Source organism: Salibacterium sp. K-3 (genome assembly GCF_054052005.1).
The window spans coordinates 466364-479492 of the sequence record NZ_JBSVZE010000001.1 but is presented as its reverse complement, the minus strand read 5'-3'; the positions used below and the strand labels follow the sequence as shown (position 1 = coordinate 479492).

13 protein-coding genes are annotated in these 13129 nt (G+C 42.6%); 2 read left to right on the top strand and 11 right to left on the bottom strand.

The genetic code is table 11. From position 1 onward, the window contains the following. Positions 1-168: 168 nt before the first annotated feature. Both ACW9JV_RS02210 and ACW9JV_RS02205 read right to left on the bottom strand, forming a co-directional pair. Entirely contained in the window at positions 169-855 is a 687-nt protein-coding gene (locus ACW9JV_RS02210) for a response regulator transcription factor (RefSeq protein WP_457330918.1), read from the bottom strand. Next, a complete protein-coding gene (locus tag ACW9JV_RS02205; RefSeq protein ID WP_457330916.1) occupies positions 833-2284 on the bottom strand; it encodes a sensor histidine kinase in 1452 nt (483 codons plus the stop codon). The genes ACW9JV_RS02210 and ACW9JV_RS02205 overlap by 23 nt, the downstream gene beginning before the upstream one ends. A 176-nt stretch (positions 2285-2460) precedes the next feature. Here ACW9JV_RS02205 and ACW9JV_RS02200 point away from each other — a divergent pair, with 176 nt between their 5' ends. After that, positions 2461-2667: a hypothetical protein gene (locus tag ACW9JV_RS02200; protein ID WP_457330914.1), complete on the top strand. Its 207-nt coding sequence runs from the start codon at positions 2461-2463 to the stop codon at positions 2665-2667. A gap of 179 nt (positions 2668-2846) precedes the next feature. On the opposite strand, the gene ACW9JV_RS02195 is transcribed toward ACW9JV_RS02200, so the two are convergent. The 9 genes from ACW9JV_RS02195 to ACW9JV_RS02155 all read right to left on the bottom strand — a co-directional run bounded on the left by ACW9JV_RS02195 (position 2847) and on the right by ACW9JV_RS02155 (position 11132). Continuing rightward, complete coding sequence (locus ACW9JV_RS02195) at positions 2847-3401, bottom strand: DJ-1/PfpI family protein (protein ID WP_457330912.1); 555 nt, start codon at positions 3399-3401, stop codon at positions 2847-2849. Positions 3402-3490: 89 nt separating this feature from the next. Then, positions 3491-4168: a YesL family protein gene (locus ACW9JV_RS02190; RefSeq protein ID WP_457330910.1), complete on the bottom strand. Its 678-nt coding sequence runs from the start codon at positions 4166-4168 to the stop codon at positions 3491-3493. 33 nt (positions 4169-4201) lie between these two features. Next, complete coding sequence (locus tag ACW9JV_RS02185; RefSeq protein WP_457330908.1) at positions 4202-5170, bottom strand: sugar phosphate isomerase/epimerase family protein; 969 nt, start codon at positions 5168-5170, stop codon at positions 4202-4204. Continuing rightward, on the bottom strand, positions 5167-6228 hold the full coding sequence (locus ACW9JV_RS02180; RefSeq protein WP_457330906.1) for a Gfo/Idh/MocA family protein: 1062 nt from the start codon (positions 6226-6228) through the stop codon (positions 5167-5169). Before ACW9JV_RS02180 ends, ACW9JV_RS02185 begins: the two co-directional genes overlap by 4 nt. A 16-nt stretch (positions 6229-6244) precedes the next feature. After that, a complete protein-coding gene (locus ACW9JV_RS02175; RefSeq protein ID WP_457334535.1) occupies positions 6245-7267 on the bottom strand; it encodes a Gfo/Idh/MocA family protein in 1023 nt (340 codons plus the stop codon). A gap of 12 nt (positions 7268-7279) precedes the next feature. After that, entirely contained in the window at positions 7280-7999 is a 720-nt protein-coding gene (locus tag ACW9JV_RS02170) for a ThuA domain-containing protein (RefSeq protein ID WP_457330904.1), read from the bottom strand. A gap of 42 nt (positions 8000-8041) precedes the next feature. Further along, positions 8042-8866, bottom strand: coding sequence for a carbohydrate ABC transporter permease (locus ACW9JV_RS02165; protein ID WP_457330902.1), 825 nt, complete (start codon positions 8864-8866; stop codon positions 8042-8044). Beyond that, positions 8867-9727: a carbohydrate ABC transporter permease gene (locus ACW9JV_RS02160; RefSeq protein WP_457330900.1), complete on the bottom strand. Its 861-nt coding sequence runs from the start codon at positions 9725-9727 to the stop codon at positions 8867-8869. A gap of 94 nt (positions 9728-9821) precedes the next feature. Beyond that, a complete protein-coding gene (locus ACW9JV_RS02155) occupies positions 9822-11132 on the bottom strand; it encodes an ABC transporter substrate-binding protein (RefSeq protein ID WP_457330898.1) in 1311 nt (436 codons plus the stop codon). A 478-nt stretch (positions 11133-11610) separates the two neighbouring features. On the opposite strand from ACW9JV_RS02155, the gene ACW9JV_RS02150 reads away from it, so the two are divergent. Next, positions 11611-12654 carry a LacI family DNA-binding transcriptional regulator gene (locus ACW9JV_RS02150; protein ID WP_457330896.1) on the top strand — a complete coding sequence of 348 codons (1044 nt, stop codon included), beginning with the start codon at positions 11611-11613 and terminating at the stop codon, positions 12652-12654. Positions 12655-13129 lie beyond the last annotated feature (475 nt).

Genomic DNA, 13129 nt, shown 5'->3' with positions numbered 1-13129 from the left:
CTATTTTATTTCATACATGCTGTGCTGGTGCCCAAAACCAGAGGAAGACCAATCCCGACTCCTTTATCCTTCACGCTGTTCTCCACCAGGCAAGAGCATTCATATTGATAGTGGCAGCAGCAAAAATTAAAACCCGCCATAAGCGGGTTCATAAAAATGTCCAATTTTTTAGCCTTTGAAACGGTATCCGACACCCCATACCGTTTCAATATACTGGGGGTTGGCTGGATAGAGTTCTATTTTGTCGCGGATTTTACCAACGTGCACGGTGACGGTAGCGACATCTCCGACTGCTTCCATTCCCCATATCCTGTCGAAAAGATGGTCTTTGGTGAACACATGATTGGGGTGGTCAGCCATGAAGCACAATAAATCAAATTCCTTGGCCGTCATTGTCACTTCTGTTCCGTTCACAAACACTTTTCGAGAAGATTGATTAATTTGCAAACCGCGAATATCAATCGTATCAGTAGGATCGTCTTTATGAACCAATCGATCATAGCGTGATAGGTGGGCCTTCACTCTAGCTGTCAGTTCGCCGGGGCTGAAGGGTTTCACCATATAATCATCGGCTCCCGAGCCCAAGCCCCGGATCTTATCGGTGTCTTCTTTTTTCGCTGTAAGCATGATGATGGGAATGTTTTTGGCCTCTCGAATTCGTTTGCACACTTGAAATCCATCAAGATTGGGAAGCATAAGATCCAATACAATCAGATCATATGGTTCAGAAAGAGCGGCCTGCAGCCCTTGATCCCCAGTTTTAGCGATATTCGCGCTATACTCATTGATTTCTAAATAATCTTTCACTAATTCAGCCAGGCTAGGCTCATCCTCAATAATCAAGATATTTTTCATTCCCATTCTCTCCTTGATTTGACGCCTTTTTTATAGTAAAGCTAATGGTTGTTCCTTTATTTATTTCACTTTCTGCCCAAATGTCCCCGCCGTGACCCTTGATAATCTGTTCGGCAATCGCCAGCCCAAGACCACTGCCTCCGGTTTTTGTATTTCTGGAATGCTCCACACGGTAAAAACGGTTAAACAGATATGGTATGTCCTCCGGCTTGATGCCGGGACCATTATCCGTTATGTCCACTTTTATATACTCCTCTAGAGCCTTTAAATGAATGTGAATCTGCCGCTTTTCTTTATCCATATACTTCAGACTATTATTAACGATATTGGAGAGAACCCGCTTCATCTTATCTCTATCAATAACCCCCACATAAGATGCCGTCTGATCATAGTACAGGGCCACCTCCGTTTGATCAGTAAGCTGCATCTTCAACTCGTCTGCATAATCCTTTATATATTCTTTGATATCGATTTCTTCAAAATGAAACGGCAGACGATTCATATCTAATTTGGAATAAAGAAATAATTCCTCTATTAAGTGATCCAGTTCATTCGCTTTCGAATAAATCGTCTGTGTATAGCTGTCCAGCTTCTCCGGAGAATTAGCGACACCATCCCGAATTCCTTCCACATATCCTTTAATCGCCGATAAAGGAGTTTTGAGATCATGAGAGATGTTTGAAATTAATTCCTTTCGATTTTCCTCATACTGCATTTGCAGCTCCATCGATTCTTTCAGTTTTTTTCTCATGATTTCGAACGTACGCGATAACTGTCCAAGTTCATCTTTTCGGCGTGACTCTATGTGAAAGTTCAGGTCCCCCTGGCTAATCTTTTCCGAGGCGGCTCTTAACTCATTCACCGGCGTCAGAATTGTTTTTGAGACAAAATACGTAAGCAGCCCATTTGTAACGATCAGCGCAAAAAGGAGACATCCAAATAATATCGGCCCAAAACGTTTAACAAAGCTGGCAGCCTGCAGAAGAAACACAGTCCCTTCATTACCATCGGAATAATAAAAGTCCTTTTTTTGTAAAAAATAGAGCTGGTTTCCGAACCGGTGAATCGGCCGGCGCACTTCTTCAAAATCAAACGCGGGGAGCTCTGATACAGAGAAAGACATAGAAGGAGACGATTGATAGGTGATCTCCCCCTTTTCTCTTATAAGAATGGCCGCATCCTCCTGTGGAATCTCTGCCATTCTATTTGAAAGATATTCTTCCTCCCTCAGCTTATCCGGAGTACGTGCGGCTGTCTGCTTTAAATGCAGGTAATCTTCCGCGATTGGGGCACTGCCTTCCTCATGAGCAAAAAACGGCTGCTCTCCAAAAAATAGTTGGACAAGGATAAATAAAGAAAGAATAAAGAAAAAGATCGGCATCAGGATCATCGCTATATTGGACAAAATCAGACGTTTTCGTATGGACATGAATGAATCTTCCTTTTGGCAAAGTGTTTTCTGTAACCATTCTACCCTTTTTTTCTAAAATTTTTCTAAACTATCTTTTAAGAGCTTTTTTATACTTTTTTTATAGATCATTTAGGAGTGTTTTATAAAGAAGGGATACATTTGATAGTGACATAACAAGAAAGGAGGTCTTCACCATGCCGGAATGCGGTCATTTCTTTCCGTTTCTTCCATTCGGTTTCTTTTTCCTTTTCTTATTGATTTTCTGTCTATTCCTGTTCAAGGGACGCGGCGGCTGGAAGCAAAACAGATTTAATTCTGAATCTTTGCTGCAGCGGCGTTTGATCAATGGAGAAATCGATGAGAATGAATACGAAAGACTGCGGGAGATCATACATCGATAAAAACACAAAAAAGGACCCAATTCTGTTTCCGATGAAAAGAATTGGGTCAATTGATCTTTTTTTAATGGTTTTAAGATTCGCGGTCTTCCCGTCAATACCAGAAAAAATCATGGGCACCATCTCCCTGGACGGTGCCCATGATTTTCATATTAGTAATTTTACATACAGCCTGTCCTTGCCTATTTCAACTGCTTTACAAATTCACGCATGATGGCGGGAAGGTCCGGCCAGGCATGTCCGGAAACGAGATTGCCGTCGACGTAGTCCATTTCATTCACGTATTCCGCCCCGATGCTCTCCACTTCCGGCTTGCATGCGGTGTAAGCGGTCAGCTTCCGGCCTTTCACTTTTTCCGCAATTGGTGTGAGAACAAGACTGCCGTGGCACATGATGGCAATCGGCTTGTTTTCATCGAAAAAATGAACGACGATATCAAGCAGATTCTGATCCATACGGATATGTTCCGGTGCGCGGCCGCCCGGGATGATGAGTCCGTCATAGTCAGCCGCCTGCACATCAGCAAATGTCTTATTGGCGTCGATTCCGTACCCGCGTTTTTCCGTATACGTCTCCCAATCCTCAAAATCATGAATGACCGTATTCAGTTTCTTCTGGTGCGGCGCCGCAATGTCTGTTTCAAAGCCTTCCTCCAGGCAACGAAAATACGGATAATACACTTCCAACGCCTCCACTGCGTCGCCGGTTACAATAAGAATTTTCTTCGATTCTACCATCTTGCATCCCTCCCTTTTTCAATATTATACCATTGATAACGAATGAAATTAGAATTTTTAATATATTTCTTCTAGTCTTTACAAAAAGTTTATAATCGCTGTTGTTGTATTTTTAGAGACAATTTATAAAAAGCAGAAAAACATAAGAAGGAAAGAATGGCTCCAGTAAATAGAGGAATCAGCAAAGGGAATATACGGAGACTGATATAGAGCATCACGCCTGAACTAATGGCGACCGTTAAAAACAATATCGGACTTCCGATCGTAATGAAGAACGTTTGTTGAAGAAGTTTACGTACTTTCATATCATAGTGAACGGCTATAGAGAAAAAATTCATCATTCCCACAAATAATAAAATGCCCAACACTGCAAAGACATACGTAAGTTCATCACTGCGGGTGGAGAAATAATACATATCAGCTGCCCATACACCCCACAGCACAACAAACACCACTCCACCAAATAAGCTCGTTCTATAACTTACTTTATAATAATGGAAAAAGGATTGTGTCGAAGCTGTCACCTCATCATCTCTCACCCATTCCCGAGCTTTAGCAAACAGTGCAGTGGTTGCAGGAAAAAACAATATCGGCACCAAGAAAAAAAGAGGAAATACCAACAGAAAAGCACTGGCGTCCTCCTCCAGATACAGCATACTGAGAAGGATGAGTCCGATCGGCAGGTTACAGAACGCCCAAAGCAAATTTGCTATGGAAAACCGCATGATCCATTCACTTATTTTGTAAAAACCTCCCATTGTTCTCATCTGATGGCTCATCACTCGTTCCTCCAAAAAATATTACGCCCACCACATCTCTGCGGGAGCTTCTTCAATCTGAACCGCTTTCAGATTTTTTACAGCCTGCCGGAATCCTTCATCTATAGACATTATGGGATCTTCGTGTTCTATGCTGATTACATAATCATAGTCATGTGTACGAAGCGCACTCACCATATTAGACCATTCCTGACTCCCATGTCCGTATCCAACAGTTCGGAATGTCCAGGCTCTGGTTTTCACTTCTGAATACGGCTGCATATCGGTTAAACCGTACATGTTCACATTTTCCTGATCAATGTACGTATCTTTCGCATGAAAATGATGAATTGCATCAGCATTTCCTAATATTTTAATGGCAGCCACAGGATCAATGCCCTGCCACCACAAGTGACTTGGGTCAAGATTCGCCCCAATCGCGTCACTGGTTTCTTCGCGTAATTTTAACATCGTATGAGGCGTATGTACGAGAAATCCAGCGTGCAGTTCAATACCAATTTTCACACCATGTTCTTCCGCAAATTCCCCTTGCTTTTTCCAGTAAGGTATTAGTTTTTCATTCCACTGCCATTCCAGCACATCGGAATACTCTGCAGGCCACGGGGTTACCGGCCAATTGGGAGCGGTGTCGGTCTTAGAACCTCCCGGCGTTCCGGAAAAAGTGTTAACAACCGGTACACCCATGAGAGATGCCAGTTTCACCGTCTTCACGAACGCATCATGAGATTCGTCCGCAAAAGTTTTGTCTGGAGAAATAGGGTTGCCGTGACAGCTGAATGCACTTATCGTCAAACCGCGTTTATTTACTTCTTCCATATATGCCGTCCGTTTCTCTTCACTTTCAAGCAATTCATCTACGTTACAATGGGCATTACCGGGATACCCGCCTGTCCCGATTTCAACAGCTTTCAGTCCGGAATCTTTCACGTGATCGAGCATTTCTTCTAAAGGTTTATCACCAAAAAGTACTGTAAAAACACCTAATTTCATCGTTCACCCTCCACTTCAACGGAAGCCGGCTTTATGCCGGAACCCGTTTCACTGCTTTGATGAATGGCTTCCATAAGCTGCGATACTTTTAACGCCTGCTCTGCTGTGACGACAGGTTCTGCCCTCCCTAAACAGCACTCCACGAAATTTTTCGCCTGTGCCAGCTCTGGACTGAGCTCTTCTTCAGGCAGCCGAACTTTTGTATCCCACAACGTGCCGTATTTTGCCTGATACAGTTCAAACGGATATACATCCATTCCGCCATCCACACCGGAGATGCTTAATGTAGTGTGATCTTCTTTGATATTTGCTGCCCAGGAACATTCGAATTGCATCGACAAGCCATTATCAAATGTAATGTAACTAGTGACATGGTCATCAACATTAAACGTTTCCGGGTCAATCGAACCCCAATCATTCACAAGTCCCGGCGTTTTGCTTAGACGATTATACGTTTTCCCGATAACTTCCACTGGTGTTGGATTATCTAACAGCCATAGGGCTAGATCAAGCAGGTGACAGCCAAAATCTATCATGCTGCCGCCGCCTTGTAAGTCTTTGTTGGTAAACACGCCCCATCCCGGCACTTTGCGGCGCCGCATCGCCTGCACACGCGCTACTAACGGTTCTCCGATTTCCCCATTCTCCATCAATTCCTTCGCCGCTTGCGCTTCCCTGGTGTATCGATAATGATAACCAATCGATAAATGCCGGTCATTGCGCTCCGACGCTTCTAGCATCGCCTCGCATTCTGCTGTTGAAATCGCCATCGGCTTTTCACACAGAACATGAACGCCTGCGTCCATTGCCGCTACTGCTATTTCGGAATGAAATTTATTTGGGGTAGAGATGGTGACCGCATCCACCAATTCAAATAAGTCTGTATACTCCTCCACAACGTGAGGGATATCAAAGTCTAGCGCCACCTCATTAGCACGTTCGTTATCCAGATCCTGAACAACCGTCAATTCTACTCCTTCTGTATGTGCAAAAGAAGGAAGATGGCGGTCCTGCGCAATACCTCCAACACCGATAAAACCCATCTTTAATTGGCTCACCATTTTTTCTCCTCCATTATTTCAAGACTTTAGTCGCTTCCTCTGATTCTATTGCAGCTAAAATGACCTCAAGGGAACGTTTGCCTTCATAGCCATCAATCAACGGATGCGTATGATTCACCACAGATTCAACAAAGTGATCGATGACATGCGTATTCGTTTGACCGTTTGCGTCATTGGACTGAATTTGTCCAAGCTCATATTTTGTAACTTCCCCATTTTCATACTGCACGACAAGAGAGTGTTCCGGATCGTCTTCCAAACGAAGCGTTGCTTTTTCCGCGTATATAATCGTAGAATTATCTTCTTGTGGAACATACGCCCAGCTTGCAGCCATCGTGCCTATAATTCCTGATTCTGTTCGTAAAATGCAGACCGCATTATCATCAACTGTTATCCCTTCTTTTGCGTTATTTTCTATAAAACCAGCGACATTCACAAATTCTTCGCCCAGTAAATAACGCAGCAAGTCTGCTTTATGTACACCGAGATCTCCCATTGCACCAATGAAAGCTTTCTCTTTTTCGAAAAACCAGCTATTCTTCCCATCAGCACTCCAGGCTTCCGGACCGTCGTGGCCAAATGTCGTACGGAAGCTGTAAATTTTTCCGACTTCTCCAGAATGAATCAACCGATGTGCTTTTTGGTGGGAAGAAACAAACCTCTGATTATGTGCGATCATTAAAGTTTTACCACTTTGCTCTGCTGCGTCAATCATGGCTTGCGCTTCTTCGCTTGATGTTGCCATCGGCTTTTCACATAATACGTGAGCTCCAGCTTCTAAGGCCGCAATCGAGACCGGTGCATGCAGATCATTCGGCAGACACACACTTACAATATCTATGTTTTCCTTTTGTAAAAGCTCCTTATAATCCGTATACGCCGCGGCACCATATATGTCTGCCGTTTCTTGCGCACGGGCTTGAACGATGTCGCACACCGCTGTGATTTTCACTTGTTCCTTCGCGTCATACTCTAACAAATGACGATTTTTTGCTATGCTTCCACATCCTATTACTGCCGCCTTTAATACTGTCATCATGCACTCCTCCTATTTTTCAGAAATATTCTCAATCGGATGGGCGTTACCGTACACGTGTTTTGGCGTCCCCTCATTCTGCGCCCATTTCACACCGTTTTGAATAACCTGCCGCACTTCTTTGTTGTAATACGTTGGATATGTCTCATGACCTGGACGGAAATAAAAAATCTTCCCGCGCCCACGCTTAAATGTCGCACCACTCCGGAACACTTCGCCACCTTCAAACCAACTGATAAATATGAGTTCCTCTGGCGTTGGTATGTCAAAATGTTCGCCGTACATTTCTTCTTTTTCGATCTCAAGATACTGGCCAATCCCTTCTGAAATTGGATGCGCCGGATCGACTACCCACATCCGTTCCCGGTCATCAGCTTCACGCCACTTCAAATCACAAGTTGTGCCCATTAGTTTTCGGAAAACTTTAGAAAAATGGGCGGAATGCAGTACGACCAGTCCCATTCCGTCAAGAACACGCTGTTTCACTGCTTCAGCAATACCTTCTTCCACTTCATCGTGGGCTTTATGCCCCCACCAAACGAGTACATCTGTATGAGCGAGCACTTCTTCTGTCAAACCGTGATGTTCTTCATCCAGGGTAGCCGTCTTCACATCGTGACCACATTCTTCCAAAAAACCGCCAATGACTGTGTGAATGCCTTCCGGGTAAATGTCCGTAACGACGGGATTCTCTTTTTCATGGCGGTATTCATTCCATACGGTAATATTCATAGTTCTCTCCTTTTCTCTGATATATGACGAAAATGCAGTTCCTTATTTAACGGCTCCTTCTGCTACGCCTTTAATGATTTGTCTTTGCGCAAAGAAGTAACCGATTATGACAGGGATAATCGCTATCGTTAAGCCAGCGAGCGCTAAATGCCACTGTTTCGTGTATTGGCCGAAGAAATAGAACATTTTTAGAGGAATTGTTGCGTTGGATTCACTTAACACAAGGGACGGCAGCAAATAGTCGTTCCAAATCCAAATAACATTCAGGATTCCAACCGTCACACTTATTGGCTTAAGCAGTGGGAAAATTATATACCAGAATAACTGCAGGCGGTTCGCCCCATCAATAATGGCCGCTTCGTCCATCGTCCTGCTCACCCCAGTCATAGCTCCATGGTACAAAAAGATGGATAGACTGCAGCCAAACCCAAGATACATAAATATCAAGCCGCCGGCGTTCAGCATATCTACCATACCAAACAGGGATACGAGCGGAATCATCACAGATTGAAATGGAATTAACATCGCCGCAACGAAAATAAAGAACATGATGGCGCTCAGCTTACTTTTGTTACGGGCAAGCGCATATCCAGCCATCGAGGAAAACATAATGATAAAAAGAATACTAAAACCAGTGATTAACACAGAGTTAAACAACGATTTTAGAAACTCTAAATCGATAAACGCCTGGACGAAATTTTCAAATTGAAATGTTTCAGGAATTCCTAAAACACCTTCAAAAATAGCACGCTTTGATTTAAAAGCATTAACAATCATAAGATAAAAGGGAGAGATCCAAAGCAATCCAAGTACAATACCTAGAATTTCTATGGATATAAGATTTCGTTTCTCTTTATCTTTTTTCATTTATAAATCCACCTCCCGTTTCTTGTTATAGTAAACCTGTGTCAACGCTATGACGGCAACGATAAGGAAGAATATAACCGCTTTAGACTGAGCGTACGCCATTTGGTTATCAGTAAACGCCGTTCGTACAATTTCCATCGCAACCATTTGCGTTGAGTTAAACGGCCCTCCATTGGTCAACGACAAGTTCTGGTCGTAAATTTTGAACGCCATCGACAGGGTTAGAAACATACTAACCGTAAAAGCGGGAGCTACAAGAGGAAATGTTACATCTTTAAAACGTTGAAGCCCATTCGCACCATCAATTTTCGCGGATTCAATCAATTCTTTAGGGACATTTTCTAAGTAGGCGATATAGATGATCATAATATAACCGGCCATCTGCCAGGCTGTTAAAATAACAAGACCCCAGAATCCAGTGTTCGTTGTGGAAAGCCAGCCCTGCATACCTTCAATACCAAACCGGCTTCCAATATCCCCAAAAACACTGACAAAAATAAACTGCCAAATGAAACCCAGAATAAGTCCGCCAATTAAGTTAGGCATGAAAAATACCGTTCTCAGCAGGTTATTCGTTTTTATGTTTCGAGTTACAATTAAGGCAAGGCCCAATCCAAATACATTCAGTAGAATTACCGTGACGACAGCAAATTGAACCGTAAACACGATGGAATTCATAAATTCATCTTCTTGAAAAAGTTTAATGTAATTTTGTAATCCTATAAACTCTGTAGCAATAATCCCGTTCCAATTCGTAAACGAGAAAATGAATCCGTAAACGAATGGAATAACAACAACGATGCCAAGACCTAAAATGACAGGAGTTAGGAATAGCCAAAACCAAAGGCTGCGATTCTGCATAATGTGCTTCCTCCAATGCTGCATATTACATGTGGGTTCTAATGAATGGAGCTGACAAGAGCTGTAACAAGCTCTTGTCAGCTATTTCAGTTACCTATTGGCGAGCTTCTTCCCAGTCCGTTGTGGCTTTTTCTTCTACTTCTTCCCATGTAATATCACCAGCAATATATTCCTGCATAGCTACACCTAAGGAACCATCTGTCCAACCCGTAGGAGCTCCAGGAAATATCCATCCCAGCGTATTTCCTTCACTGGCATAATCATATATCTCTTGAGAAATAGGATCTGCAATTTCTAGATCCTCATAGCCTTCGTAAGCTGGAACAAACTTAAATTCTTCTGTCACAAACTGCTTTCCTGTTTCCGATGTATACATCCAATCCAAAAAGTCTTTACTGGCTTCGACTACATTATCTTCGGCCTTTTTATTAACACCCCAGTAGTTTGGCACACCGACAGGAATACTTCCCTCGTACCCTTCCACCGGAATAGGCAGCAATCCTACATTTTCTTCAGCAAATTCTGAATCCATTGACTCAATTGTATTATATACCCAGTTTCCTTGTTGGATCATTGCTACATTTCCAAGCGAAAAATGTTCTTCAACCTGTTGGGAATAGTCGAGGCTTAAGGTCGGTTGGACAGAATATTCATTTTGTAAATCAAGAAAACGCTGCATTTGATCGCCCATCTCAAATTCAACCGTATCCGCTTTATAAGCTTCCATTACATCGTTGTTAAATTCATCTGCTAAAAACGTGTTCGCAAGATGCATCCCTAACACCCATCGTACTTTTCCTGGTAACGCAAACGGGGCTTCAATACCTAATTCCTCTTTTTGAGAGTCTAATGTTTCTACCGCTTCTTCAAGCTCTTCGTAGGTTTGAATCTCATCAGCATTTATACCAGCTTCTTCAAACACTCGTTTATTGTAAAGGAGACCATATCCTTCTTGATTGTATGGAAGACCCAATGTTTGACCATTTCTAGAAACATTGGTAAGTGTTCCGTCCAATGCTGCGTCCGCAGCTTTTGTATCAGACACATCCGCTAAGTAGTCTTCATACTCATCAACGGCTGTTGGTCCATCTACATTGAATATATCAGGCTCTTCTCCTGATGACATCGATGATTTCAACGAAGCACCATAATCACTACCGCCACCTACCGTTTTTACGTTAATATCAACGTTTGGATTTTCCTCCTCGTACATTGCTACTAATTCTTCAAATTGATCTTTAAACTCTACTTTAAATTGAAAAACATCAACCGTTACCTGATTTCCACTATCCTCACTATTATTTGATGCTTCATCGCCACCGGAAGAAAACGAACACCCCGGCAGCATAATCGTTGCTGCAATCAATGTTATCCCAACACCGGAATAAAACTTTCGTCCTTTCATAAAACCCTCTCCTCTATAACATTTTATTGAACAACAATGAATGCGCTTCCAATATAAATAAAAAATATATGGAAGAACCCCTTGTCTCACAAACTCTGTCGGAAATCTGATGATTGATATTAGGTAATCAACAGATGTTTTGTAATCGATTACTAAGTAATTAAAATGGATAATTAGAATACAACAATACACCTCAACCCCTTCACTAAAAATCAGAGACTTACCATCACAGTACAAATATGTTTATCAGTAATTAATCCCTTCCGTTATGATAAGTAAACGATTACAACTGGTTGCAATAAAGATATTATATACCTTAATCTGAATTGTCAATCTTTTTTTCCGTGAAATTTTTATCCTTCCCATTATACTGCCATGTGGCACCGTTCAATTGACAAATAAAACGAAATAAAATAAGGTAAAATAAACGTCATATAGTAATCGTTTACATCATAAAGAAATGCGGGGACTGTGTCTTATGCCGACAATCAAAGATGTCGCCAAAGAAGCAAATGTTTCGGTAGCAACCGTTTCAAGGGTTTTAAGTAAAGCGGACACCGTTTCAGAAAAAAATACACAAATCGTTTTAGCTGCCGTAGAGAAACTAAATTATAAGCCAAATGCGCTGGGACGATATTTAAGAACAGCTCATACCAAATCGATTTTGGTCGTTGTTCCAGATATAACGAATCCTTTTTTCTCCAATGTAATGAAAGGCATTCAAACCATGGCACATGAGCAAGGTTATGATGTCCTGGTTATGGATGCTGAGCACACTTATTTTGACAGTATGAAATGCTTCGATATGCTTGAACAAAAACAAGTAGATGGGTTAATCATGCTCACTTCCCGTGTAGATAGAAGCGTTCTATTGGAGCTTGAAAAGAAACATGCCATTGTAATCGCATGTGAGTATCTTGAAGGAACAACCCTGCCTACAGTTTCGATTGATAATATCAGCGCCGCACGAAAAATGACTGAATATCTGCTTTATCTGCAATATAAAAATATTGCCCACATCACCGGTCCGATGGATACCGTCCTTGGGATCGACCGCCTCCGAGGGTTTAAACAAGGCCTTCAGGCCAAAGGTATAGAAGTAAAGACTTCTAATATCCAAGAAGGAGACTTCAGCGTTGAATCCGGTTATAACATCATGGTAAAGCTTTTGTCTTTAGAAGATCGACCTGAAGCTGTGTTCGCAGCAAATGATGAAATGGCAATGGGAGCCGTCAATGCTGCAAAGGCTTCTGGACTAAAAGTACCCGGAGATATAGCGGTAACAGGTTTTGATGATATAAAAATGGCCTCCATGTTTACGCCGCAGTTGACCACCATTTCCCAGCCGACATTTGAAATCGGCCGAAAATCAATGGATTTGCTTTTTAATCTATTGAATAAAGACTCCATCATTCAATCACAATTTGTACTAGAAGACACGTTAATAATCCGGGAATCATGCAGCCAGCAGAAGGATAAAGAAGCCCAGTATAACAACAATGCAGCCGGACTAACTTTTTAGCATTCAAAAAGAATACGGGAAACGAAACGACCCTGCCCACCGAAAAGAGCCCGGCAGTCACAGCCCGGGAAGAGTAAAAACGCTCCCGATTATCTTATTGGATAGTCGGGAGCATGTTATTCAGGGGACCCTTTTGGCGGAAATCAGTATGCACCGTTCAGGCTGCACCCACCAGCAGCCTGAACGGCGGACGTAGTGTCCTTTAGACGACGTCTTGGGGATACTACGGTGGCAACATCGGACTATAGTGGTTTCCAGCCGATACTTGGAGCCACTAATTGCACGTGATCGAAACACAGTGTCTCCAAGGGCCTCTCTTGCAGCCACTGCCAGCACTACTCAAGCATCCAGTGTCCTCCGTATTTTGTTTGTCGTGCAATGATACACTCGCTTCGTCAAAACACTTCGCTTTCCCTGGGTACGCTCGAATAAAGAAGGACCGGCTGTAAAGAGGCTCTTCTACTTGTTAACAAAC

Bases quoted from the DNA above. Each gene is read 5' to 3' on its own strand.
- ACW9JV_RS02200 (WP_457330914.1), top strand. From the start codon at position 2,461: ATGCCGGAATGCGGTCATTTCTTTCCGTTTCTTCCATTCGGTTTCTTT.
- ACW9JV_RS02175 (WP_457334535.1), bottom strand. From the start codon at position 7,267: ATGACAGTATTAAAGGCGGCAGTAATAGGATGTGGAAGCATAGCAAAA.
- ACW9JV_RS02185 (WP_457330908.1), bottom strand. From the start codon at position 5,170: ATGAAATTAGGTGTTTTTACAGTACTTTTTGGTGATAAACCTTTAGAA.
- ACW9JV_RS02195 (WP_457330912.1), bottom strand. From the start codon at position 3,401: ATGGTAGAATCGAAGAAAATTCTTATTGTAACCGGCGACGCAGTGGAG.
- ACW9JV_RS02160 (WP_457330900.1), bottom strand. From the start codon at position 9,727: ATGCAGAATCGCAGCCTTTGGTTTTGGCTATTCCTAACTCCTGTCATT.
- ACW9JV_RS02190 (WP_457330910.1), bottom strand. From the start codon at position 4,168: ATGAGAACAATGGGAGGTTTTTACAAAATAAGTGAATGGATCATGCGG.
- ACW9JV_RS02155 (WP_457330898.1), bottom strand. From the start codon at position 11,132: ATGAAAGGACGAAAGTTTTATTCCGGTGTTGGGATAACATTGATTGCA.
- ACW9JV_RS02205 (WP_457330916.1), bottom strand. From the start codon at position 2,284: ATGTCCATACGAAAACGTCTGATTTTGTCCAATATAGCGATGATCCTG.
- ACW9JV_RS02170 (WP_457330904.1), bottom strand. From the start codon at position 7,999: ATGAATATTACCGTATGGAATGAATACCGCCATGAAAAAGAGAATCCC.
- ACW9JV_RS02210 (WP_457330918.1), bottom strand. From the start codon at position 855: ATGAAAAATATCTTGATTATTGAGGATGAGCCTAGCCTGGCTGAATTA.
- ACW9JV_RS02150 (WP_457330896.1), top strand. From the start codon at position 11,611: ATGCCGACAATCAAAGATGTCGCCAAAGAAGCAAATGTTTCGGTAGCA.
- ACW9JV_RS02165 (WP_457330902.1), bottom strand. From the start codon at position 8,866: ATGAAAAAAGATAAAGAGAAACGAAATCTTATATCCATAGAAATTCTA.